General features: G+C 52.6%; 19 protein-coding genes and 1 tRNA gene. 10 read left to right on the top strand and 10 right to left on the bottom strand.

Annotation, left to right across the window (positions count from 1 at the left end):
- Positions 1–4: 4 nt before the first annotated feature.
- The gene (locus HZB62_13965) at positions 5–1,114 is read left to right on the top strand and encodes a DUF362 domain-containing protein (protein MBI5076254.1); all 1,110 of its coding nucleotides are present in this window, start codon (positions 5–7) and stop codon (positions 1,112–1,114) included.
- Positions 1,115–1,286: 172 nt separating this feature from the next.
- Positions 1,287–1,760: a hypothetical protein gene (locus HZB62_13960; GenBank protein ID MBI5076253.1), complete on the top strand. Its 474-nt coding sequence runs from the start codon at positions 1,287–1,289 to the stop codon at positions 1,758–1,760.
- Positions 1,761–1,821: 61 nt separating this feature from the next.
- Here the strand turns inward: HZB62_13960 and HZB62_13955 are convergent.
- A tRNA-Met gene (locus HZB62_13955) sits at positions 1,822–1,898 on the bottom strand.
- A gap of 175 nt (positions 1,899–2,073) precedes the next feature.
- On the opposite strand from HZB62_13955, the gene HZB62_13950 reads away from it, so the two are divergent.
- The 7 genes from HZB62_13950 (at position 2,074) to HZB62_13920 (ending at position 12,120) form a co-directional block, all read left to right on the top strand.
- Positions 2,074–2,844, top strand: coding sequence for a TIGR00159 family protein (locus HZB62_13950; protein ID MBI5076252.1), 771 nt, complete (start codon positions 2,074–2,076; stop codon positions 2,842–2,844).
- Positions 2,841–3,485, top strand: a complete 645-nt coding sequence (locus HZB62_13945) for a hypothetical protein (protein MBI5076251.1) — start codon at positions 2,841–2,843, stop codon at positions 3,483–3,485. Before HZB62_13950 ends, HZB62_13945 begins: the two co-directional genes overlap by 4 nt.
- A complete protein-coding gene (locus tag HZB62_13940; protein MBI5076250.1) occupies positions 3,482–4,831 on the top strand; it encodes a phosphoglucosamine mutase in 1,350 nt (449 codons plus the stop codon). The genes HZB62_13945 and HZB62_13940 overlap by 4 nt, the downstream gene beginning before the upstream one ends.
- Positions 4,831–7,170, top strand: coding sequence for a DNA internalization-related competence protein ComEC/Rec2 (locus tag HZB62_13935; GenBank protein MBI5076249.1), 2,340 nt, complete (start codon positions 4,831–4,833; stop codon positions 7,168–7,170). Before HZB62_13940 ends, HZB62_13935 begins: the two co-directional genes overlap by 1 nt.
- A gap of 273 nt (positions 7,171–7,443) precedes the next feature.
- A complete protein-coding gene (locus HZB62_13930) occupies positions 7,444–9,513 on the top strand; it encodes a TonB-dependent receptor (GenBank protein ID MBI5076248.1) in 2,070 nt (689 codons plus the stop codon).
- Positions 9,513–10,196 (top strand): YfiR family protein, encoded by a 684-nt coding sequence (locus tag HZB62_13925; protein MBI5076247.1) that lies wholly within the window; start codon positions 9,513–9,515, stop codon positions 10,194–10,196. Before HZB62_13930 ends, HZB62_13925 begins: the two co-directional genes overlap by 1 nt.
- A 1-nt stretch (position 10,197) precedes the next feature.
- Positions 10,198–12,120 (top strand): response regulator, encoded by a 1,923-nt coding sequence (locus HZB62_13920; protein MBI5076246.1) that lies wholly within the window; start codon positions 10,198–10,200, stop codon positions 12,118–12,120.
- 23 nt (positions 12,121–12,143) lie between these two features.
- Here HZB62_13920 and hemB read toward each other — a convergent pair whose 3' ends face one another.
- Together hemB and HZB62_13910 are read right to left on the bottom strand one after the other, a co-directional pair.
- Positions 12,144–13,115 carry a porphobilinogen synthase gene (hemB, locus tag HZB62_13915; protein ID MBI5076245.1) on the bottom strand — a complete coding sequence of 324 codons (972 nt, stop codon included), beginning with the start codon at positions 13,113–13,115 and terminating at the stop codon, positions 12,144–12,146.
- Positions 13,116–13,124: 9 nt separating this feature from the next.
- Entirely contained in the window at positions 13,125–13,466 is a 342-nt protein-coding gene (locus tag HZB62_13910) for an iron-sulfur cluster assembly accessory protein (protein MBI5076244.1), read from the bottom strand.
- Between the two features lie 154 nt (positions 13,467–13,620).
- On the opposite strand from HZB62_13910, the gene galE reads away from it, so the two are divergent.
- Entirely contained in the window at positions 13,621–14,601 is a 981-nt protein-coding gene (galE, locus tag HZB62_13905; GenBank protein MBI5076243.1) for a UDP-glucose 4-epimerase GalE, read from the top strand.
- A 6-nt stretch (positions 14,602–14,607) separates the two neighbouring features.
- Here the strand turns inward: galE and HZB62_13900 are convergent, their stop codons facing one another.
- The 7 genes from HZB62_13900 to HZB62_13870 form a co-directional block, all read right to left on the bottom strand.
- A complete protein-coding gene (locus tag HZB62_13900; GenBank protein ID MBI5076242.1) occupies positions 14,608–16,968 on the bottom strand; it encodes an O-antigen ligase family protein in 2,361 nt (786 codons plus the stop codon).
- A 60-nt stretch (positions 16,969–17,028) separates the two neighbouring features.
- Positions 17,029–19,239 (bottom strand): polysaccharide biosynthesis tyrosine autokinase, encoded by a 2,211-nt coding sequence (locus HZB62_13895; protein MBI5076241.1) that lies wholly within the window; start codon positions 19,237–19,239, stop codon positions 17,029–17,031.
- Positions 19,239–20,042 carry a polysaccharide biosynthesis/export family protein gene (locus HZB62_13890; GenBank protein MBI5076240.1) on the bottom strand — a complete coding sequence of 268 codons (804 nt, stop codon included), beginning with the start codon at positions 20,040–20,042 and terminating at the stop codon, positions 19,239–19,241. Before HZB62_13890 ends, HZB62_13895 begins: the two co-directional genes overlap by 1 nt.
- A 98-nt stretch (positions 20,043–20,140) precedes the next feature.
- The gene (locus HZB62_13885) at positions 20,141–21,739 is read right to left on the bottom strand and encodes an outer membrane beta-barrel protein (protein ID MBI5076239.1); all 1,599 of its coding nucleotides are present in this window, start codon (positions 21,737–21,739) and stop codon (positions 20,141–20,143) included.
- A 130-nt stretch (positions 21,740–21,869) separates the two neighbouring features.
- Positions 21,870–22,514 carry a hypothetical protein gene (locus HZB62_13880; GenBank protein ID MBI5076238.1) on the bottom strand — a complete coding sequence of 215 codons (645 nt, stop codon included), beginning with the start codon at positions 22,512–22,514 and terminating at the stop codon, positions 21,870–21,872.
- Between the two features lie 26 nt (positions 22,515–22,540).
- The gene (locus HZB62_13875) at positions 22,541–23,056 is read right to left on the bottom strand and encodes a S24/S26 family peptidase (protein MBI5076237.1); all 516 of its coding nucleotides are present in this window, start codon (positions 23,054–23,056) and stop codon (positions 22,541–22,543) included.
- Between the two features lie 37 nt (positions 23,057–23,093).
- Complete coding sequence (locus HZB62_13870; protein ID MBI5076236.1) at positions 23,094–23,999, bottom strand: hypothetical protein; 906 nt, start codon at positions 23,997–23,999, stop codon at positions 23,094–23,096.
- Positions 24,000–24,038 lie beyond the last annotated feature (39 nt).

Here is a 24,038-nt window from a genome sequence, read left to right as displayed (position 1 = left end):
GCCATTGGCCAGAGTCTTTGTCAGGAAGGCAGCGTATACTTATCAGACGTTACAACCTCTTCTTTTCAGCCTCCTCAGTTCGCTTGATCATGGTGTCATCCAAAAGAACAGTCGTGTCCTTATAAAGCCGAATCTCCTTGCACCCGCAGCGCCGGACAGGGCCATGCTCACGCATCCCCTGATCGTCAGGGCTGTCGTTGAATACGTGCTGGAGCAGGGCGGCCGGCCCCAGGTATCTGACAGCCCGGCTATGGGAACCTTTGACAAGGTCATGAGGGAGAGCGGTATTGCAGAGGCGCTGCAGGGGCTTGCTGTTGAATGCCGGCCCTTCAAGGAATCCGTCTTTGTGGATGTCGGGCCGCCTTTTCAGAAGATCGAGATCGCTGCCGATGTAATGAACGCTGATATGGTCATCAACCTTCCGAAGCTGAAGACCCATACCCAGATGTTCCTGACCCTCGGCGTAAAAAATATGTTCGGCTGTATTGTTGGCATGAGAAAGCCCGAGTGGCACTTCAGAACCGGTATTGACCGGGACAAATTTGCAGAGCTGCTTGTCAGGATATATGCAGCGGTCAGACCGGCTGTCACGGTGCTTGACGGCATCCTTGCCATGGAAGGGCAGGGGCCGGGCAAAGGAGGCAGACCCCGGGCGCTTGATACGGTGATGGCCAGTGATGATGCCGTGGCGCTTGACAGGGTTGTCTGCAGGATGCTCGGCATAGGTGAAGATGAGCTTTTTACGAACAGAGCCGCGGCACGCATGGGACTGTTGCCGGAACATATTGTCATTGACGGCGAACTGCCCGCAGTTGCGGATATGCATTTCCCTGAAATGTCTCCTCTGGTGTTTGGGCCGAAGGGACTTCACGGTTTTATGAGAAGGCATCTCGTCCAGCGGCCGGTCTGCGATGCGGCGCTCTGCAGACATTGCGGGGAGTGCTGGCGCTACTGCCCGTCCAGGGCCATTGAGCCGCAGATAAACGGTTTGAACTTTGACTATGACAAATGCATCCGGTGTTACTGCTGTATCGAGGTCTGTCCGTATGGCGCTCTTTCGTCCAGGGAGACCCTGCTTGGAAAGGCAGTGAGAAAGACCGTCAAGAGAGTGTGATGCACGCGGCACCGGCAGCAGAGGCTCAGGCGCCACGCCTTCATCAGGCGTCCCTTGCATCCGGAAAGACCAGGGACATATCTGGAAAAGTTTCGGAAGAATATGTAAAAATATTCTATAAGATCTTTGAAGACTTGCAGGAAAAAACAATCTTATTTGAGGAGACCATCTCATGAACAGAACCCCTAAGGCACGGAAATCTGCGGCTGCCCTCATTATTGTTTCTCTTATGGTCGTTGCCCTGTCCTCGCCTGTTGCCGCATCAGACTGGAAGTCATACGGCACGGTGCAGTATTATGACTATGAGTATGATGCCGAGTCTGTTACCTGGCCGACTGATGACACTGTCCGCGTCTGGACAAAGGACACGGTGAAAGGCGAAGAGGGGGTCAAATACATCACGAAGGAACGACAGAAGAGGGAACTACCCACTGACGGATATGACAACTATCTGTATACCGCGCATTATGTTGAGTTTCAGTGTTCTTCGAAGCAGGATCGTCTTCTTGCCATGTACGATTATAACAGGGAAGGTATTGCGTTATATGCTGAAGAATTTCCCTCCTCGGACTGGGTCAGCATAGTCCCCGGTTCGCAGGCCAGCCAGCTCTTTAAGATCGTCTGCTCAGCGAACCAGCGTCAGTAACGAGATACCTGCTGCAGCAATGATAAAAAAGGGCCTGCTTTCACAGACCCTTATATTTGTTTGGTGGCGGGGAGAGGATTTGAACCTCTGACCTTCGGGTTATGAGCCCGACGAGCTACCAGGCTGCTCCACCCCGCGTCAGACCTATAAAATACCTTATTGTTTCTCATGTTGTCAAATATGCGGCATCGAGATCCTCTTTACGGCAGCAGGACAGGGATATATTCCCGGCAGCCGTCGCCTTTCTGTAATTTTGTGCAGGCCATAATATATAATAGGCCATCTTTATGGCAGAGGCAGGCTCTTTTATATAATGCTCGAACTCCTGAGACAGCACCGATGGATCCTCGACATCCTCGACATCCTTGTGATGTCGCTGATCCTCTATCGTCTTCTTCTGATCATCAAGGGGACAAAGGCCGTTCAGATGCTGCTTGGGCTCGGCGTCCTGCTCGTTGCTTCTTTTGCCTCCCGGCATCTTGAGCTGTTCACCATAGACTGGCTTGTCCAGAGCTTCTGGGCGCAGATCGTCCTTGCCATCATCGTCCTGTTTCAGCCGGAGATCCGCAAGGCGCTGGCGCATATGGGTGAAGCGCAATTCCTGACCTCTTTTACGACTGCCGAAGAGCTGCGGTCTCATGAGGAGATCGTCAGGGCTGCGGTTTCTCTCGCAAACAAAAAGATCGGCGCACTGATCGTCATCGAGCGGGAGACGAGTCTGAAGGACTTCATTGAGGTCGGTACAACGCTTGACGCAAAGGTTTCCCGGGAACTTCTCGTGAGCATTTTTCATCCTTCATCGCCGATCCACGACGGCGCTGTCATTATCAAAGGCAACAGGATCGCTGCTGCCGGCTGCTTCCTCCCTATCACCCTGAGCGCTGAAGTGAGCAAGTCCTTTGGAACGCGCCACAGGGCAGGCATCGGCCTTACTGAGGATACAGATGCTGTTGCGGTCATTGTGTCAGAAGAAACCGGCCAGATATCCATAGTTCTGGGCGGCAAGATAGAGGGCAGACTTGACATGGGGATGCTGAGAGATATGCTGACCGATATATTTGCGACCAAGAAGGCCAAGAAATGAAACAGGCTATTTTTGAGAATCTGGGGCTTAAAGTATCGGCGGTGCTGATAGCCGTCTTCCTCTGGTTCTTTGTCACGTCCCAGGGGCAGTCTGAGATATCGCTTGAAGCGCCGCTTGAGTTCAAGGATATCCCTGCTGAGCTCGGCATTGCCGGCAGCACTGCCAAGGCGGTAACGCTCACCATAAGAGGTCAGGAGCGCTTCATGAAAAATCTGAACGCCTCTGACCTCAGGGTTTTTCTGGACCTGGGCAGGGCTAAGCCCGGTGAGACGGTCTATCCGGTCAATAAGGAAGACGTGAAACTTCCCTTTGCCATGACCGTGACAAATGTTGCTCCTCCTTCCGTACGGGTAAAGCTGGAAGAGATAGCGGTGAAGACCGTTCCTGTCCGGCCTCAGCTGTTGGGTTCGCCCGAAAAGGGAGGGGTGACGACAATGGTCGTTGAGCCGAGAACAGCGGTCATCAGGGGGCTTAAATCAGAGTTGAGAAAGATCGATATGATCAGAACTGAACCGTTCGATATTTCGCATATTTCGGGCTCAAAGACCGAAGAACTTGACCTTGATACGTCAGGGACAAACATAAAATCCGATATTTCGAAAGTGAAGGTAAAGATAACCGTTGCGGAGAGGAAGAGATGAAGCTGTTCGGCACTGACGGTATGCGGGGCAAGGTTAACAAATATCCGATGACCCCTGAGATAGCCCTGAGGGTCGGCATGGCAGCTGCCATTGTGCTGAAGAAGCAGCACCATGGCAGGAACATGGTTCTTATCGGCAAGGATACCCGGCTTTCCGGGTACATGATCGAGAGCGCACTCACCTCAGGCATCTGCTCCATGGGGATGAATGTAACGCTTGTGGGCCCTCTTCCCACGCCGGGCATTGCATTCCTGACGCGTGCCCTGCGGATCGATGCTGGTGTTGTGATCTCCGCATCGCACAATCCTTTTTATGATAATGGCATAAAATTCTTCTCATACAACGGCTTTAAGCTCCCTGATTCCCTTGAGGCCAGGATCGAGGCCATGGTCAAAGATGACGGCCTTGAGCGGTACCGGGCAAAGGGTGAAGACGTCGGCAAGGCCTTCAGGCTCGATGATGCAACCGGGCGATATATCGAATACATCAAGTCAACACTGAGAAAAGGTGTCACGTTCGAAGGCATGAAAGTAGTCGTGGACTGCGCAAATGGTTCTGCGTACAAGACGACTCCCTGGCTTTTGCGCGAGCTTGGCGCCGAGGTGATATCCATTCATGACCGGCCGAACGGCACGAACATAAACGATAACTGCGGTTCCCTGCATACAGAGGATCTGGTGAAGGCTGTCCTGAAGAACAAGGCTGATATCGGTATCGCCCACGACGGGGATGCCGACCGGGTGCTTCTCTGCGACGAAAAGGGCAGGCTCGTTGACGGCGACCAGATCATGGGTATGTGTGCTGTTGAGATGCATGCACAGGGCGGCCTTAGGCAAAACACGGTTGTTGCAACGGTCATGAGCAATATCGGTCTTGAGATCTTTCTGAAGAAACAGGGTATCAGGCTGATCAGGACAAAGGTTGGTGACCGTTATGTGGTCGAGAGGATGTTGGCGAATGACTATAATTTCGGCGGCGAGCAGTCAGGCCATATTATCTTTCTTGACCACAATACGACCGGTGACGGGCCGATCACCGCTGTTCAGGTGCTGGACCTGATGAAGGCGAGAGACCTGCCGCTTTCAAAGCTGGTGTCGCCGATAAAGCTTTTCCCGCAGGTGCTGATCAATGTTGAGGTCGAAAAGAGACAGGATTTCCGCTCCTTTCCTGCCATAGTACGGGCGGTGCAGCAGGCAGAGGAGACCCTTGCCGGCAAAGGCAGGGTGCTGGTCAGGCCCTCAGGCACTGAGCCCAAGGTACGTGTCATGCTTGAAGGCGAGAGCCTGAAGGAGATCAACCGGCTCGGCAGGAACATTGCAAAGGTGATCAAAGAAAAGATGGCCTGATGTCTTTTTTGCTGAGCTTTCTTTCCGGCATTATCTTTTTCTTTATCTCCCGGTATTTTTTGTTCTGCAGTATTGTTCTCTTCCTTTCCTCTGCTGCCTGGCTCATAAAAAATAAGAAAAGCAGATGGATCCCTTTCATCGTCCTCGGGATCGTCTATGCGCTGTTCAGGGCGCCTGTTGCGGAGCAGCCGCTGCAGCCCTGGAACAAGAAAATGGAGATAACAGGCAGATTTCTGCAAAAGGGCAGCGCACCTTCGGCTGCTCCTGATGCACAGAACTTTGTTATCGAAAAAGCGCTTGATGAAGAGACCGGGCAGGAGATCGGGGCAATGGAGGATGAGAAGATCAGGCTGCGCGCAGATGCAGCGTTCGACCCTGACGATACCTATGAACTTCTTGTTGAAACGGGAAAGGACAGGACCCGCCTGAACCCCGGCAGCAGCGGAAGGGTTTTTCTCACGGCTCGGCTTCTTGGGATCCTTGGTCAGGAAGAAGCAGAAACTGCTCTTGGGAATATGTTTGAACGCTCGCGGGCTTCTCTGCATGAGTACATTGTGGGCCGTTTCAGCAAGGCGGATGCGGATTTTATTTCTGCGGTGACCATTGGTGAGGTCCATTTTGATGAAGATCTGAAGAACGCCTTCAATGCAACCGGTCTTGCCCATATCCTCAGCATCTCAGGTACTCACTTTGGCCTTCTGTCGGTCGTTATGTTCACCCTTTTTCTGTTCCTGATAAGGAGTTTGCCATACCGTGTTTTTCTGCGTCTGACCCTGTATCTGAGCCCGCAGCAGGTTGCAGCAATGATCTGTCTCCCTCTCATGGTGCTCTATCTGGGCATTTCAGGAGGGAGTGTGCCTGCGGTCAGGTCCTTTGTCATGATCAGTCTTTTTCTCTTCGGTCTTCTGATAGGCAGAAAGGGATTTTGGCTCAATACGGTCCTTCTCGCTGCCTTTGCGCTTGTTCTCTGGGACCCGGCAGTGATCATGACCCTGACCTTTCAGCTATCATTCATCGCGGTCCTCTTCATCGGGTTTTCTGTGGAACGCAGGGGGGAAGATGATGAGAAGACCGCAGAGACGAAGAAGCACAATGCATTGGCAGAATTCCTGAAAAGTTCCCTGCGGCTGACCCTGGCAGCAACCATCGGTACAGCGCCGCTGGTAGCATATCACTTTCATTATTTCTCTCTCATATCCCCTTTTTCGAATCTGGTCGCTGCCCCGCTGATCGGATTTGTTGTCCTGCCCCTGGCCCTTATCTCTTCATTTGCCTATCTCCTGACCGGATATTATATCTTTGGCCCCCTGGTCGAGCTGACAACGGATCTTTCTCTTTGGCTTGTGACCACGATGGCGAAAATACCTTTTGCTGATATAAAGATATCTGCATTTCCCCTGGCACTGGTCGTCTTCTTCTATGCCGGGATTTTTTGCTATCTCGCCTGGGGGAGAAAGAAGATCTTGCTCCTTCTGCCTGCACTGCCGTTTCTTATTTATGCGAGTATCAGTTTATTCTCCCCCAGGGAACTCAGCGTGACATTCCTTGATGTGGGGCAGGGAGATGCCGCTGTTGTTGAACTGCCCGACGGAAAGGTCCTTGCGGTGGATACCGGGAGAAGCGGATATGAGACCACGAACTTTCTCAAATATCTCGGCCGAAGAACAGTCGATGCCCTTGTCATTACCCATTCTCATCCTGACCATTCAGGCGGCGCAGATCTCATGCTGAAGCAGTACCGTATACAGGAGATATGGGACAATGGCCGTCTTGAGTTTCCCGAAGAACTGGTATTGCCTGAAACGCACCGCAGACTGGAGCGGGGTGATATTGTCGGGGGCAGGAACTACAGGATAGAGGTGCTTCATCCGTACCCTGAATTTTATACGCGGGAGGACAATGATTTTGTTGACGAGAACAACTCCTCGCTCGTTCTGAAAGTAACAGGAAGGGATCATGCATTCCTCTTTGTGGGAGATGTTGAGGATGAGGCAGAGGATGATCTGTCTCATCTCGGCCTGCGGCTCAAGAGCGATGTACTCAAGGTCCCTCATCATGGCGGAAGATCGTCTGTTCATGAGAAATTTCTCTCTGAGATATCGCCCTCTATTGCGGTGATATCGGTTGGAAGAGACAATTCTTTTGGCCATCCGCGGCCCGAGATGCTCGATGTATTGTCAGACGCGCAGATATTCAGAACAGACAGGGATGGGGCGGTCAAGATCACCGAAACAGCAGGAGGGTTGCAGATCAGTACATATCAGGACTATGCCCTGGAGAGGGCTGATACCTGGGCAAAGGAAGTTAAGAATATCAGGAGGCTCTTCAGTATCTGGTAAAAACGCTGAAAGCATAAGCAGGAGGAGCCATGATCAATGACACTAAGGAGTTGCCTGTCCAAAACCGGTGATGCCGGCAGAGGAAGCGGTGATCAAGATGGCGAACGGGTCGTGAAGAAATTCCGCATTTATTGCTGTTTTGCAGTGTCATGGCACTACTTGTGAGTATCAGATCTCCCCTGCCAAGTCTTCAGTTATGATATAATTTGATAACTTTTTATAATATTTTTGCTTTCCGAAGCTGTGGGGAAAATGATGAACAATCCTATTCTTATGCATAGAACGGTCTCATTAAAGAAGGCTCTCTGCCTCACTGCAGTTCTTGTTCTGTCCCCTGTCCTTGCCTGGGGTGCTGCCTCTCAGGACTCATTGGCAATGTCCTCACTCCTGAAAAAAGGCCTTGCAGAACTGGTGGAACTCGAAGTTTCGCTTGCAACGGGCACCTCAAGGTCGCTGAAGCTCGCACCGTCTGTAGCAACGGTCATTACCTCCCAGGATATCGAGGACATGGGAGCGACGACCCTGGATGAGATTCTTGAAACCGTTGCCGGCCTGCATGTCCAGCCTGGCGGCTCCAATATCTTTTCGCCTGTATGGAGCATCCGGGGCATTTATACACAGCTGAATCCGCAGGTGCTCCTGCTGATCGATGGGCAGCCGGTAAAGATAAATACTAATGGGGTCAAGCCCTATAGACTCAGAATGCCGGTATCGATGATTTCAAGAATAGAGATAATCCGCGGTCCGGGCTCTGCAGTGCTTGGTGCGGATGCTTTTGCAGGCGCTATCAATATAATAACCAGAAACAGCAGCGATATTAACGGCACAAACTTTGGTGCGCGGGGAGGATCCTTTGGCAGTTATGATGCATGGGCCCAGCACGGCGGCACCTATAATGGTTGGGATGTCGCGCTCGGCGCTGAATACGCAAAAGGAGATGGTGACCGTAAACGGATAATAGAAAAAGATGCTCTTGGCAGCGGGCCCCCATCTCTTGCCCCCGGCCCTCTTGACACGCACTATGAAACGCTTAGCGCCAGCATGTCGGCACGGAAGGGAAAATTCACATTCAGGTTTCATAACAGCGGGATGATCGATAATGGATTAGGCGCCGGTATTAGCACTGTCCTGAACGATGGCAAGAGCTATACCGATAATTTTTTGTTATTGGGGTCTTTGAGTTATAAAGAAAAGGATCTTTTGCCGGACGTTGACCTTACCGCAACTGTTCACGGAGAATATCTCTGGCTGGAAAATACGTTCTATTTTTTTCCCGAGAATTTTCGCAGAATGATCGGAAAGCCAGGAGTCAGGGAATTAAGCGGCGGACTTGAACTGGCGGGTGAATACCACGGCTTCAGCGATCACGGGGTAAGACTCTCCCTGGGCATGAACAATTATGATATCAATACCTTTCAGCATAAGAATTATGGGAGCGGCGTACCTGTCCAGTTCGGGGAGCTTGTGGACATTTCTGACACTCCCTATGTCTATCTGAACGATCATGATCGCCAGCTATATTTTGCCGGTATACAGGATGAATGGTCATTTGCAAAAGGCTGGGAGCTGACCACCGGGATCAGATATGATTCCTATTCAGACTTTGGCAGCGCTGTGAGTCCGAGAGTAGCCCTTGTTTGGAGTGCAACCCCGGAGCTTATCGCCAAGTTGATGTACGGCAGGGCATTCAGGGCACCATCATTTGGCGAGATGCATACTCAGAATAATCCCTCAATACTCGGCAATACGAATCTCGAACCAGAAACGATTGATACTTACGAGGTTGCCTTTGATTACCGCCCGACCAAAAGCATGCGACTGGGCCTGAATCTGTTTAAGTCCCGGATCAGCGGTTTGATAGATTATGTTTCTGATCCGGCGCCTGCGACTTCGAAGACAGCGCAGAATGCCCGTGATCAGGACGGACAGGGAATTGAGATCGAGGCTGATTGGCAGACCACCGATGCTCTGAGGTTCCGGGCCAACTTCTCATACCAGAGGTCTACAGATACAAAGACCGGAGCAGTTGTACCGGATGTCCCGGCCGCAAAGTTTTATGCGAATGCCAACTGGAAGTTCATGCCTGACTGGTCCCTGGATGGTCAGTATTTCTGGGTCGGGGGAAGACACCGGGCTGTTGGCGATATCCGTCCTGATATCAAGGATTACGACCTTGTGAACCTAACTCTTAGAAAGAAGAATATTGCCAGACATTGGGACATATCCGTTGCTGTCCGGAATCTGTTTGACTCTGATATACGTGAACCGAGCCCGCCAGTCGTGCCGAACGACTTCCCGATGGAGCACCGCAGCGTTTGGGCTGAACTGAGATATCATTTCTAATGCGCTATCCTGACAGATATCTGCTGAATTTTGCTCAGTCTCCCCTGCCTCCTTTTCAGAGCAGGACTGCCAGGACAAGAAAATGGGCAGGATATTCGCAATTCAGCAGATTTGCTATTCTGGCGGCCTTCCTGAGTTCGCTCTTTTCGTTTGTCTGGGCAGTGCCGCTGCAGCGGGTCAGCTATGCACAGCAGCAGTCTGTGAAAGAGTATGAGCTCAAAGCAGTCTACCTTTATAATTTTCTGCAGTTTGTTCAGTGGCCCCCATCGAAACGTCTGATCTCAAAAGACGGAGCTATGGTGATCGGTGTTGTCGGTGAATCCCCGTTTGGCGATGCCCTGGACGTACTGCAGGCAGATGTCCGAAACAGCGGAATGAAACCGGTAAAGGTCATCCAATACGGGGCTTACCAGGAAGATATGGATCTGGGCTCATGTCATCTGCTTTTTGTGAGCGCATCGGAAAAGAGCAATTTCAGAAAGATCACTGCGGGCCTCAGAGATGCCCCGGTGCTCACGGTTGCAGACAGCGAGAATTTTCTCTCCTCAGGCGGCATGGTCAATCTTGTGCAGAGCGGGGGAAAGATCCGATGGTCGATCAACCGGACTCCTGCTGACCGGGCCGGGCTTCGCTTCAGTTCACAGCTGCTCAATATTGCGGTGAGGATCGTGGACGGCCGCTGATATGTCGCTTGGTACGCTGGCAGCAACGTTTCGCAACATGACGATCAGGAAGAAGCTCTCGGTGCTTCTGCTGACCGCCGGCACCACAGCGGTGCTGATCGCCTGCATTATCTTTTATGTTATGACGACAAGTCATTTCCGCAGGTCTCATGAAGAGGGAAGCAAAAGCCTTGCAAAGATTATGGCCCGCAATTGCGAAGCATCTCTTGCTTTCCGCATACCGGAGGATGCTGACCGTGTTCTTAATGCCCTGTCTGCAAAACCTTCTGTCACCTATGCCGTAGTCAAGGATCTAAGGGGTGAAGTTTTTGCTGCATATGGAACGCTTTCGAAAGACCTTTCAACCGGAAAGGCCGCTAATGCAGATGCCAGTGACGAGGCTCCTGACGGATATCTGATGATACATGAAAATATCATGATGGCAGGCAGCGTTATCGGATCGATCACCCTGTATGATGATATGCGCGAGGCTGGCAGGATCAGGCTGTTTGCCCTGTCCATGATGGGAGTTGTTGTGCTGATCTCGATGGCTGTCTTTTTCGTGATGATCTCACCTATGCAGAGGATGATATCAGAACCTATCCTGTCGCTGTCTGCTGCTGCCAGACGCATATCGGGCCAGCAGGATTTTTCGCTGCGGGTTGAAAAGCTCGGCAATGATGAGGTGGGTCAGCTTGTCGATGACTTTAATGCCATGATAGGCCATATTGAAGACAGAAATATCGAGCGCAAGAGAACGGAAACGGAAAGACAGAAGCTTGAAGCGCAACTGCTTCAGGCACAGAAGATGGAGGCTATCGGGCATCTTGCCGGCGGGATTGCGCATGACTTCAATAATATGCTTCAGGCGATCATCGGGTACGCAAGCCTTCTTGATATGCAGGTCGATCAGGATAGTCCGCTGAAAACGTATGTGGCAGAGATATTAAATTCTTCGGAAAAATCTGCTGATCTGACAAAGCAGCTGCTGGCATTCAGCCGCAAACAGATAATAAGCCCGAAACAGATCGATCTGAACCAGCTCATTCAGGGGATGGAGAAGATGCTGGGCAGACTTATCGGCGAAGACGTTGAGTTCGAAACGTATCTTGCGGACAGGGATCTTTCAGTCGTTGTAGATCCTGGCCAGATCGGTCAGGTGCTGATGAATCTTTGTACGAATGCGCGTGATGCAATGCCTGATGGAGGACACTTGTCGATCAGTACGGAAGCGGTGCAGTTGGGTGATGACTATATTGCAGCAAACATTATAGAAAAACCTGGCATGTACGCACTTATATCGGTAACTGATACCGGAGTGGGAATGGACGACGAGACCAGGCAGAAGATTTTTGACCCTTTTTTTACGACCAAAGGGATCGGCAGAGGTACAGGATTAGGTCTTTCAATGGCATATGGGATCATCAAGCAGCACAACGGCCATATTAATGTATACAGCGAAATGGGAAAAGGTTCCACGTTCCGGATCTATCTGCCCCTGAGTGAGGCAGTGACTGCAGTGACTGCAGTGACTGCAGTGACTGAAGCAGCAGTGACGATGCCGAGGGGCGGGAAAGAGACCATACTGGTTGCCGAGGACAATGAAGAAGTCAGGGGCCTTATACGAAGCGTGCTTGAAGGGTTCAGCTATACGGTCATAACAGCGGGCGATGGAGAGGAGGCACTTCATAAGTTCAGGGAAAATGAAGACAGGATCAAACTTGTCATTCTCGATGTCATCATGCCCAGGAAGAACGGGAAAGAGGTCTATGATGAGATCACCCGGACAAATCCCGGCATGAAAGTCCTGTTCAGCAGCGGGTATACGGCAGATGTGATCAGCACAAAAGGGGTGCTGGAAGGGAAAATGGACTTCATCTCCAAGCCGGTTACTCCGCACGATCTTCTGAACAAGATACGGGAGATCTTAGACCGGCAAGCTTGACGCAACCGAGGGGTGCTGAACGGCTATCTGTTTAAAACCCTTGCCGCGTCCTTGGCAAAATAAGTGAGAATCAGATCAGCGCCGGCGCGTTTGATCGAGGTGAGCAGTTCCATCATCGCGCGCTCTTCGTCTATCCAGCCCATCTTTGCCGCAGCCTTGATGCAGGAATATTCGCCGCTCACGTTGTACGCGGCGACCGGAAGATCAAAGCTCTCTTTTATGTCAGAGATTATGTCGAGATAGGTCATGGCAGGCTTCACCATCACGATGTCTGCACCTTCTTCGATATCGAGAGCAACTTCCTTAAGTGCCTCTCTCCTGTTGGCGGGGTCCATCTGATAAGAGCGGCGGTCGCCAAACTGGGGTACTGATTCTGCTGCTTCCCTGAACGGGCCATAAAAGGCAGAGGCATATTTTGCAGCATAGCTCATGATCGGCAGTTCAGAGAAACCATTTTCATCCAGGGCCAGCCTGATTGCCTCGACCCGGTTGTCCATCATATCAGAAGGGGCAACCATGTCTGCACCCGCTTCTGCATGGGAAAGGGCTTCCCTGGCCAGCAGTTCAAGGGTCGGATCATTCTGGACCTCGCCGTTTTTTACGATGCCGCAGTGGCCGTGACTCGTGTATTCGCACATGCAGACATCAGTAATGACATACAGATCCGGCACTTTATTCTTGATGGCCCTGATGGCCTTCTGGACTTCGCCGTGGGGATCAAAGGCCCCTGATCCGATCTCGTCCTTATGCTCAGGAATGCCGAAGAGGATGATCGCAGGTATGCCGAGAGCATAGACCTCTTTGGCATGTTTAACGGCCATGTCCACAGACTCCTGATAGCAGCCGGGCATGGACTTGATCTCTTTGCGGACATTTTTGCCATACGTGATAAAAAGCGGGTAGATGAAGTTATCCGGAGAAAGCGAGGTTTCCCTCACCATCCTCCGGATCGTTTCGTTCTTTCTGAGCCTTCTTGGCCTCTGATACGGAAACACGGGCGATTCTTAGTCGCAGCTGCTGCCGCAGCCGGAACCGCATCCTGTGCCGCAGGAGGGAGCTTCACCACCAAGGTTATTGATCACAAAGCCTTCACCCTGTTCGGTCTTGATGAAGTCGATCTCTTTTTCTGCCAGGCTTGCAAATGTCTCGTCATTGACAAAGACCTTCAGCCCGTTCTTCTCGACGGTCTGGTCGCCTGCAGCTGCGTTCTCATCAATATCCATGCCGTAGCTTGGTCCGCAGCAGCCGCCGCCCTGAACGAATATCCTCAGTCCCCAGCCCTCTTTGCCCTCAGCCTTGAGTATCTCTTTGGCCTTTTCGGCCGCATTATCAGAAATTTTCAACATGGTATCCTCCGTAAATTGATTTCTTTTAGCATAAAAAAAAGATGCTTCAAAAAGCAATTTTTCAGATCTCAGGGGCAGCGGGACAGGAAATAGGGCTTGTATTCGTGCTAAAGTAGCGATACTTTTTTACGGCGGAGGGCAGAGGGTCAGGGTTATGAAAATACTTGTTACAGGCGGTGCAGGGTATATCGGCAGTCATATGGTCAGGACCCTTGGAGAGCAGGGACACGACGTGGTTGTTCTTGATAACCTGTCAACCGGGTTCCGGGAATCAGTGCTGCAGGGCAGACTGGTCGTGGCTGATCTCGCTGACATTGCAAAGCTTGACGGTCTTTTTTGTGCGGAGAAGTTCGATGCGGTTGCGCATTTTGCGGCCCATATTGTGGTCGATGAGTCTGTCAGGGAACCGGTCAAATACTACCGGAACAACTTCGTCAACGCGCTCCATCTGATCGAGGCCTGCATCAGGCATGATGTGGATAAGTTCATATTTTCTTCGACTGCTGCTGTCTATGGTGTGCCAAGCCGGGTGCCTGTTGCAGAGGATGCGCCTCTTCTGCCGATCAATCCCTACGGAGCTTCAAAATGCATGGTCGAGCAGGTACTGCAGGACGTGAGCCGGGTCAGCAGTCTGCGATACGTTGCGCTTCGATATTTTAATGTGGCCGGTGCTGATCCTCTGGCAAGGATCGGGCAGAGATACAAGGCTGCTACTCATCTCATCACGGTTGCGCTGCGCACTGCGCTCGGCATGCGTGATGCCCTGCAGGTCTTCGGAACTGATTATGATACTCCTGACGGCACCTGCATCCGGGATTATATTCATATTGATGACTTGATCCATGCTCACCTGCTTGCTCTCGGACATCTCTCAGGCAGAGGGGTGAGCAGGGTCTTTAATTGCGGGTACGGACATGGTTATTCAGTCCGTGAAGTTGTTCGTATGGTGAAGCAGGTCACGGGTATTGATTTCCCGGTCAGGGAAGTGCAGAGAAGGGACGGCGATCCGCCTGCCCTTGTTGCAGACCCGGCAAGGATCAGGACCGAGCTTGGCTGGAAGCCGAACCACGATGACCTCGCATACATTATCAGGACGGCATGGGAGTGGGAAAGGAAACTGCACGGAAAGCAGTGAAGCGCCTCAGGGCCTGGCAGCTGTCTCTCCGGTGATCTCTCTCAGCCGTTTTTTTGCCCTCCTGTTTTCCGGATCAAGGCTGATGATCTTGCGGTAAGCGGCTGCAGCCTGGTCTGTGAGGTCTAATTTTTCATAATAGCCTGCCATCGCCAGCATGATTGCGATATCTTTCGGAAAACGCTCGCCGGCAGACCGCAGCACCGAGAGTGCCTCTTCCACGCGGGACTTCCTTGCCGCGAACTGTGAGATCCGCCAGTAGATCCCGGCGGATTCGGGGCGGTTCCTGCTCAGTTGGACAGCTGCCTTTTCATACGCAGAGAGCGCTTTTTCCTGACTGCCTGTTGCATCGAGATATTCTGCGAATGAGATATAGGCCTCTGCAGTTTCCGGCAGGATGCCCAGAATTTCCGTATCGGACAGACCTTCAAGCACAAGGGATGCTGTATAGTCCCGTATCTTTTGCGGCTCAAGGGAAAGTGCGGTTCTGAACTGAACAAGGGCGTCCTCTTTTTTCCCCGTACTCAGAAGAAAACTGCCGTATTGCCTTATCACAGCCGAATTGGTTCGCGCACGGGCAACGCCTGCGGCAAAGAGCTTGCCGGCTGACGCAGTATCACCGGTTTTATCTAATGCTGATCCCAGCGCCTGCAGATATCCTGCATTCGAGGGCGAAAGGCGTACCGCGCTGAGACAACTGCGGCGCGCGGAGAGCCCGTCTGAACGTTCTGCAGCTGCACGACCGGTCAGATAGTGATGAGAAGGCTCAAGGGGGTCAAGAAAAGACGCCCTGACAAGGGTGTCGCGATAATACGAAATAGTGTCCGCAGACGCTCTGCTGAGAGATATGGCCGCGGCCTCGGTCTGCAGTATCATACCGAGCATCTGTCCCATATTGAACAGAACGCTCAGAAGCAGCAGTCCTCCGGAGCCCCAGGCAATGGCCCTGCGCGCGGAACGTCCGGCCGCAGCCGTTGGCAGAGATCCTTCGCCGGCAGCCGGCAGGTGGGCTGCGTTTACCAGAAGGCCTGACAGCAGAAACAGATAGAGGCCGTTGGCGCCGATAAACAGATTGAAGTCTGTGATGCCGTGCAGAAGGAATGCGGTCATGCCTGCAAGAGCACCAACGAAAAGGTGACGCGCGTATCTGTCCGTTCTTTTCAGAAAGGCCTTGTATGACCTGATCAGCACTGCGGCAATGAACCATGCGAAGAGGCCCGCACCGATGAGGCCGTTGTCAGTCAGAAGTTCAAGATGATCGTTATGCGCATGATCAGCGATCCCCTCGCCGCGTATCGTCCGGTACGCAGGGTACACCTGCATAAAAGAACCGGCACCTGTTCCGGTCAGGGGGAAGTCACGCACAATGCCAAGGCTGTCCTTCCATATATCAAGACGCAGTTCGGAGATCTCCCCCTGAGGGGTCCTGATCCCCCTGAAACGCTCGAATACGGGCGTCCAGCCGAACCATCCGACCGCGTACAGGATCACCATGACCGTTGCCATGAGAAGCAGCCGTCCCTTTCGGGAGCTGATCCGTCTGCTCAGAAGAAAGGCCAGGAGAGACAGAGAGACGCAGAGGCTCAGAATGCCGCCGCGGGAGAGGCTCAGGAATATCGAGAGCGCAACGACAATTGCACCGAGGCCATGAACAAGATGGACATTCCTGAGAGATCTGTCTATGAGGTCAGAGACCTTTTTGCGGAGCGATCCCTCACGGGAGGAAGGACGTGAAAGGAGAAAACTTACCATTACGATGGGGAAGAGCATACCCATCAGCCCGGCAAAGTGGTTCCGGTTGACGTACGGACCGAAGGGCGTACCGCCCTGGGTAAGTTCTCTGACCCAGTAGATCTTCCCGTTGGACACCAGATGCTGAATGATCGAAAAGAATGCCAGTGCTCCGGCGAAAGCCGTAAGCAGATCAACGGTTCTTCTGAGCCGGCCATTGTCAGACAGGAACTGCGTTGTCAGGAGATAGACGCCCGCATAGGAAGCGAACCTCAGGAACTCGGAAACAGTCCCCTTCGGGTACACGGAGAGCGTTGCCCATGTTCCTGGCTCAACGATCCAGACGGACTGTTGATAGAGCTCAAACGTCGCAGGGGATATCTTCTCTATTACAGCAGGCGGCAGAGGAACAGCCTGGAAAAGCATATAGCAGAGCAGTGCTGCAAGTGGCATAACGCCAGGCACCTTCAGAATGGCGCGATGCCTCTGTTCCCTGATGAAATACAGTGCCAGGGCTGAGAAGACCCCTGCTTCCATGATCAGAAGAGACCAGGTCTCGACCGTGCCGAACGCAAGAGGGCAGAATATCAGCGTGCCGAGGAAGATGCGAAAGACAGTGGTTTCGGTGACAGCTTTCACGCCGGGGCTGGCAGCATGGAGCAGGACTTTTTCGTGCTTACGGCAGGGGAGACAAGGGTATCAGGGCTCATGCGGGAGCTTCCCGGCCGATTCACGTTCCTGCGCTCCGTAGTATCCATAATACCGGTAGTTATACCGCATGTTATCCTTGATGTCCAGACCGTTAATAACAATGCCCAGGATACGTGCTTCTATATCACGGACAGATTTGATCCCGCGCTCAAGGTCTTTGTATGTGGTCTTGCCTGCGCGCGTCACAATGATCGTTCCGCTCAGCATACTGCTCAGCACAAGACTCTCTGCAGCAGCAAAGAGCGGCGGCGAGTCCCAGACCACAAAATCGAATTTTTCTTCCAATGAAACAACAAGTTCCTGCAGGTGCTTCGACCCGATCAGCTCAGAGGGGTTCGGCGGCACAGGGCCTGAAGGTACTACCTGCAGGTGTTCAACCCCTTCCGGGGCGATGAACTCTATTGCAGAAGTGCCGGCAAGATAAGTGCTTAAGCCGGAATCGCTCTCGATCCTGAAGATCCGACGGAGCCGCGGTCTGCGCAGGTCTGCATCCACAAGCAGCACGTTATGACCGGACTGCGCCAGTATTGCCGCGAGATTCACCGCTGTGGTGGTCTTGCCTTCCTGCGGGGCAATGCTCGTAACCAGGATATGTTTCGGCGGTTTGTCTGCGGTCGAGAGCATGATGCTGGTCCTGATCGCCCGATAGTTCTCGGAGATGTTCGCATGAGGATCACGCAGAACAATATCCTCGGCCGGGCCCTTCTGCTCGTCGAGAAGTTCTATGGTGCCCAGTACCGGAACATCGAACCTCTGCTCGACATCTTCAGCTGATTTTACCGTATTGTCGAGATACTCGATGAAAAAGGCCAGTCCGACACCGCCCATCAGACCGATGACCAGACCCAGGAGGATGTTCCTGAACTTGTTCGGCTTCGCAGGGCTTGAAGGGACCTCTGCCTTTTCGATCACCCAGACCGTGACGGTCTTGATGTCCTGCGTTATGCCCTGCTCCTTGATCCTCTTTACGATCGCTCCGAAGAGTTCCCTGCTCGTTTCGGTCTCACGCTTCAGTACGCCGTACTGGACGAATTTTTCGCCGAGGCTCAGGGTTTCAGCCTTTGCCTGCCCTGCCAGTCTGCGCAGGTTCTCCTCACCTGACCTGGCGATTTCGTATTCGTTCCTGATCGTTGCGACCACGCGCCTGACCTGTTCCCGTTTCTTGTCCATGAGCACCGCAAGATCGTTCGTCGCCGTGACCATGGCAGGATGCCGCTTACCGTATTTCTGTGAAAGTTCAGCGACAGCCTGTTCTGCCTTCAGGATCTGAGACCTCAGGGACTGCATGACAGGATCAGCAGCAATGGCAGGGATCTCGTCAGCGCCATCAGGGTTCGCGGCGAAGACCTTCACGGCGTTGTAGAGTGTTTCCAGCTCTTTCCTCTTTGTCTCGGACTGTGCGAGTTTGATCGCGATCTCGGACATGCGTTCAGGCACCATGGTGACCTTATTTTCAAGCGTTGCGATATCCTTGTCGCGCATATATTCCTGGAGTGCCTTCTCTGTCTTGTTGAGACGCTCCCGCTCTTCATCAGCCTTCTCGGTCAGCCATTTAAGGGCATACTGTGAAGACCCCATCTTTATGTCAAGAACCTCGTCGGTATAGGCCTTGGCAACGGTATTGACAATGAGCGCAGCCTTTTTCGGATCTGCAGATGCAAAGCTGATATTGACGATCTTGCTGTTCTTTACCGGCGTGACCGTGATGGCCCCGCTGATTATCTTGGCCTGCTGATAGAGCCTGAGAGGGTCTTCTGCCTGCGTTTCTGACGGAGCAGGGTCAGAGGTTGCAGGGACCGGCCTTGCTCCTCCGACATGGAGGACTGTCGAGATAAGATCGCGGAACCAGCGGAATGTTCCACTCGCGATATTTGTGCTGTTGTCCTCTGCCGGATCAGGACGCATGTTGAGTCCGAGCATCCTGACAACGCGCTGGGCAACGGAAAAGCTCTTGATGAGCTGGAATTGGGTCTCGCTGAAATCAGGATCATACATCATGGCATAGGGATTGAGCGAAAGATTTGCAGGCTCGCTCTTTTCGATCAGGACCTTTGTGGTTGCAACATAGACCGGCGTGGCCGAGAACGTGACGAGCAGTGTCAGCGCAAAGACGATGCCGAAGAACTGCAGGGCCTTATGCCGGTGTTTTAAGACAACATGCAGGTAATCGCGCAGGTGGATCTCTTTATCTTCGAACATCAGAAAAAACTCTCCGGTATGATGATAATGTCGTCAGGAAGGATCAGCTCGTCCATGCCGGCACGCTCGATCACCTTCTCTTTTTTGTCCACTTTTCGGATGATCTTGATCCTTCCGGGAGCTGCCTTGTCCGAGAAGCCGCCGGCCATGGTCGCTGCCTTGATCACCGTAAGACCTTCCTCATGTTTGTACGCGTCAGGTTTTCGTATCTCGCCGGTGATGTAGAAGACACCTGCCTTTGCAATGTATATGCTGTCATTGTCCATGAGCATGACATCGAGCGACGCATCACCCTGATCGATCAGTCTTCTGAGGTCTATAGTGATGAGACCTTCCCTTTCCCTGTCCGCATCGAGCGTCTTGCGCTTGATCGTGGCCTTGTCGCCGGCCTCCTTGGTCAGGCCTCCTGCGAGCGTCAGCAGTTCAAGAAACGTGGTGCTGCCGCTGAGCGTGAATACGCCGGGGCGGAAGACCTGCCCCATGATCATTATTTTGCGGCTCCGGAACTCAATAACAAAGACCGAGACCTTCGGGTCCATGATAAAGCCGTCGCTCAGGAGCCGACTGATCTTCTTTGCTGCCTGTTCAACCGAGAGACCTGCGAGTTTCACGTCGCCTATGAGCGGCAGCATGATCACGCCTTCGCCGCTTACGCGGTCTGTAGCAGTCAGGTCAGGGTGGTTGTAAACCGTCACCTTGACCACATCATCAGGTCCGATCATGTAATCCTGTTCTGCGTATGCTGCTGCTCCAGGAAACGTCAGGAAGAGCATGGCAAGAAAGATATAGATTATTCTTTTCATTACAGTACAATTATAGACCATTTTCGATGCCTAAAGCACCTGCTGTCGGTGCCTGGAGCACCTACTGTTGGCCAATGCAAGAACAGGACAGGCTGCCGTCAGAACGAGCCGGTGAGGCCTAAAAGCAGGGTATTGGAACGATAGTCAAAGGCAGGGTCTGTTGAATCTTTTACGGTGAAGAGGTATTCCGCGCGTGCCCTGAGCCATCTGCGGAAGGCATACTGGACTTCAATGCCGGCCTGATAAATGTTGTCCTTTACTGCAGTTTCCGAAAGCAGTGCCGGAGAAGTTCCCCTGTGCCGGTCGTTCAGATAAAAAAGCTTGGCCGCTGCAGTGATCCTGGCGGTTATCATATGACTGAGAGCAAGGCGGGCACCCGTTGATATCGCAAAGGCAGTCCCTATGACCCGTGTCTCGTTCGTCTTGCGGTATGCGGCCAGGGCAACCTGTGTTTTCGGTGTCAGTCTGTGTTCCAGCTGAAGCTCAAAGCTGTAGCCTTTGTACCTGCTTCCGTGTTCGAAGTCTTTCATCTCATAACCTGCCTTGAGGCGGCCGAAAGACTTTTCCGTGAGCCTCCATTCGAGACCTCCCAGAAGATATTGCTCCCTGCTGTCCAACAAGCTGTTGCCGTCGTAGGAAATGGAGTAGAAGGTATATTCGGCCAACAGGTTGATCCTGGGAGTGATCCTGTACCGAACAGCCGGAGTAAGCCCATAGTCGTGTCGGTCAAGGAGCGCCGAGCTTTCGCCGCTATACTGAGTGGTGAAGTTTGTATAGTCGAGGCTGAAGATCAGGCGGTTTCTGGTATCATAGGCTGCGCTTGCGCTTAAGCGGTTTGCATCATAGCGATTTTCGGCATCAGCACGGATGAGCTGGCCTGCTTCCCGCTCCTGATAGGACTTCTCGAACTGGTCTGACAGGATGAGAGAAAATCTGTTGCCGATCAGGGCAAGTCCGGCTGCAAGCTTGTGCGTTGCAGCATTGCCGTAAGGTGAGGTCTTTGCTGTTATCAGCGGCAGATCAGCCCGATAATAGAGTGAAGCCTGATATCCGAAGAGCCGCTCGCCCAGAAGCGTATCAACGAGATGCCCGCCTGCCGAGCGGGGAGAAACACTTTCGTAGGAAATGCCCTTGTCTGTGCGCGGAAGATTCAGCCAGACCTCCGGCGTGAGGAACAGGGAAAAGTCGCTCTTGCGGTTTTCCTTTGTATTAAAGGCATTGTCTGTGAAGATACCGGTGAGGGTCACTGCACCGTGTATGTTCTTTCCCTTTGTCCCGAGAAGAGACCAGGTCAGACTTTCAGAGCCTGCGCCTGCCTCAGGCACGGAGGAAAGCAGAACATGCACCTGATACTCGATCTGTCCGCTGCTGTCTTTCTGTTGTTCGATGCCGCCGATGTACCCGCTTTCCGTGAGATTCAGGAGAAAGGCCTTTGCAGTTTCCATACTGCTGAAGCGCCCCATTTCCAACTTCTGAGCCGGTGCTGCGGCAGCTTTTTCGGGCTGCAGATCTGATGGAGTGACAGCTTGCACAGCCGGGATCTCGTTCTGATTGCCCGGTCCGGATGCAGCCCACGCATTACAGATCGGCAAAAAAAGAGCTAATACAAGAAAGATCTCCTGACATGCTCTGCGTAGGGGGAAAGCAGGACCGGACCATCTTTTTCCCGAGAACATCTTTTTCTTAACATAAACCATATTGTTATATTATTGCATAAAAATATCGCAAAAAAATATTAATATTGGTGAGGCAGGGCGCCGAAAAGCTGATAGTGAGAGCTAAAAAAAGCAGCTTAAAGAAAAACGTTGGGGCAGCAAAGCTGACAAATTAAAAGCCTGATGGGCTGAGGTATCCGGATTTTGTGCCTCCCGGCCTTGTCGGTTCAATGGGGATGACCCTGTCAGGTTCACGCAGGAGTCTGGCAACGCGGTAAGGGTCTGCGCAGCCGTCCATGCAGCAGCGTGAAATGATATCATCGGATACCTTTGCGTCACGCGCAGCCTTGATCACGCCGTCAAGATCGGCGCCTGCAGCCACTGTACACTTGAGCACAATGCAGGCCTGATATCCCTGACGAAGTTTTTCGAGGGTCACCGCAGCAGCATCTTTTCCGCTTGCGACCTCCCGTTTTATCTGTTTGCAGACCTCATCTGTTTCGAAGAGTCTGAAGGTCTGACTGCAGGCTGAAGTCGAGCAGCGGGTTACCACGTCGTCCTGCAGGGCTGCGTCTCTTGCTGCCAGATGTACTGCCTTAAGCGGTATGCCGATCTCAAGAGCGCAGCGTATGATCGGGCAGAATTCCTGCTTTGTCCTCAGTATGTCCCTGAGCGCAGAGCGCGGTTCTGCGCCGCTCCTGACAGCAGCCTTCAGGGAATCGCAAGCCTCCTCTGCGGTGCGCGGCTGCCCCAATGTCTGACTTGCAAACAGCAAGACGACGGACAGAGCTATTGTCAGTATCTTCGGGAAGTTCATATAGTTATTATCACAGGGATCATATACTATGTCAATCTCTGCGAGCTGGTACGTGCGCGGCCTCTGCCCGGTTGTTGCAGGCTGCGGAGAAGAAAACGGCCGGGTACTCTGAGTATGCCAAAAAGCGCGGGCCGTTTTCTCATGCGGAGTGCAAGGGCCACGAGCGCGCTGAGCGGAAATCTGAGGTGGAAGCTCAGGCCGCCGACAACAAGGACAGCTCTGCCGAGAACCGCATTATGATGAACCGTCCCGTCTTCATGGCAGGTAGAATCACCTCTTGTTACATAACCGTCAGCTGTTTTTCTGACTATGCGGTGGAGCGTCAGATGCTGTTCTGAGGACCCAAAAAGGATTACATCACCGATGCGCAGACTGCTGGATGGCGGCTCAACTATGACGGTTTCATTGTCACGGATAAAGGGTGACATGGACCTGCCGCCTGCCCGAAATGAGAGCTGTGCGCCTTCTCTGAGAACTGCTCCGGCCATTTCCCTGAAATAAAGCACTGACCCCTTCTGCATATGCTTATCGTAAGGCATCATCTATGCTGCGGTCAACAGCCGCCGGCCTCCGGGCTGATCATATCCTGCCCCGGGTGATGAAATCTTCAAGAAATGTGACCATTTCAGCATCAGGCCTGAAATATAGTTCATATGCAGGTATATTCAGAACCAGGTCCTCACAGAATGTAAGTATGCTCTGCATTGCCTGCCTGTCATACCATGGAACAGAGGTCACCGGCATAAGCCTTTTAACCGCCTCTGCTGGTGTAAGCTCCTTTACCCTGTTTGTTCCGGCATGACGAATAAAGAATATGCGGTCAAGCGTGACACGTTTATTCTCGGCTATCCCGGCATCCCCTGCCCAGGGTGTTCCGCACGCCATGAATATGCCGTCTATTTTTCTGATTATAATGCGATCATCGCTGAGCACCTGTGCTGTCTCTATGGGGAGAAAGAGACGTGACAGGGTGCTTTTGCCGGCGCCGGATCTGCCGGGGAAGACGTATCCCCTGCTGTTCATGTCAGCTCCGGCGGCATGAAGCAATGCACCACCTTTCGCTGCCAGTATGTACATCAATAGGAGTTGGTCAAGGGGATAGGTCAGCGGCGTAAAACAGGTTGTCTGCCCTTCACCTTCACCTTTGTTGATGAGCAGGTCACTGCAATAGATTGTTATGGTATCGCAATACATGTCGAACGCTGCAAGCCAGATGCCCCGGCCGCCTGCCGAGGGGAAATTGAGCGACAGGAAATAATCAGTACCCTGTCTGAACATAGACCAGGACTGGCCGGTATCAAAGACCTTTGTCATCTGTCCGGTGTCAGGCATGTCGCCGGTCTCGATCCGGACATTGACGTGTATATCTGCCGCTGGAGAAACGGCATTGTTTATGAACGGGTGGTAAGTATCCTGAAGCCTGTCGACGGAGAGCGGGTAATGACAGCTGACGGCAAAATTAATGCCGGCGACTTCCATATGCATGACGTTTTCCATCAGGAGTGCGCAGAGGAAACAAGAAAT

The organism is Nitrospirota bacterium (assembly GCA_016214855.1).
Lineage (GTDB): Bacteria > Nitrospirota > Thermodesulfovibrionia > Thermodesulfovibrionales > UBA6898 > UBA6898.
Note: the sequence above shows the minus strand (reverse complement) of the source record. Positions and strands in the feature narration are given on the sequence as shown.

Bases quoted from the DNA above. Each gene is read 5' to 3' on its own strand.
- HZB62_13960 (MBI5076253.1), top strand. From the start codon at position 1,287: ATGAACAGAACCCCTAAGGCACGGAAATCTGCGGCTGCCCTCATTATT.
- HZB62_13950 (MBI5076252.1), top strand. From the start codon at position 2,074: ATGCTCGAACTCCTGAGACAGCACCGATGGATCCTCGACATCCTCGAC.
- HZB62_13945 (MBI5076251.1), top strand. From the start codon at position 2,841: ATGAAACAGGCTATTTTTGAGAATCTGGGGCTTAAAGTATCGGCGGTG.
- HZB62_13940 (MBI5076250.1), top strand. From the start codon at position 3,482: ATGAAGCTGTTCGGCACTGACGGTATGCGGGGCAAGGTTAACAAATAT.
- HZB62_13935 (MBI5076249.1), top strand. From the start codon at position 4,831: ATGTCTTTTTTGCTGAGCTTTCTTTCCGGCATTATCTTTTTCTTTATC.
- HZB62_13930 (MBI5076248.1), top strand. From the start codon at position 7,444: ATGCATAGAACGGTCTCATTAAAGAAGGCTCTCTGCCTCACTGCAGTT.
- HZB62_13925 (MBI5076247.1), top strand. From the start codon at position 9,513: ATGCGCTATCCTGACAGATATCTGCTGAATTTTGCTCAGTCTCCCCTG.
- HZB62_13920 (MBI5076246.1), top strand. From the start codon at position 10,198: ATGTCGCTTGGTACGCTGGCAGCAACGTTTCGCAACATGACGATCAGG.
- HZB62_13910 (MBI5076244.1), bottom strand. From the start codon at position 13,466: ATGTTGAAAATTTCTGATAATGCGGCCGAAAAGGCCAAAGAGATACTC.
- galE (MBI5076243.1), top strand. From the start codon at position 13,621: ATGAAAATACTTGTTACAGGCGGTGCAGGGTATATCGGCAGTCATATG.
- HZB62_13895 (MBI5076241.1), bottom strand. From the start codon at position 19,239: ATGTTCGAAGATAAAGAGATCCACCTGCGCGATTACCTGCATGTTGTC.
- HZB62_13890 (MBI5076240.1), bottom strand. From the start codon at position 20,042: ATGAAAAGAATAATCTATATCTTTCTTGCCATGCTCTTCCTGACGTTT.
- HZB62_13885 (MBI5076239.1), bottom strand. From the start codon at position 21,739: ATGGTTTATGTTAAGAAAAAGATGTTCTCGGGAAAAAGATGGTCCGGT.
- HZB62_13880 (MBI5076238.1), bottom strand. From the start codon at position 22,514: ATGAACTTCCCGAAGATACTGACAATAGCTCTGTCCGTCGTCTTGCTG.
- HZB62_13875 (MBI5076237.1), bottom strand. From the start codon at position 23,056: ATGATGCCTTACGATAAGCATATGCAGAAGGGGTCAGTGCTTTATTTC.
- HZB62_13870 (MBI5076236.1), bottom strand. From the start codon at position 23,999: ATGCATATGGAAGTCGCCGGCATTAATTTTGCCGTCAGCTGTCATTAC.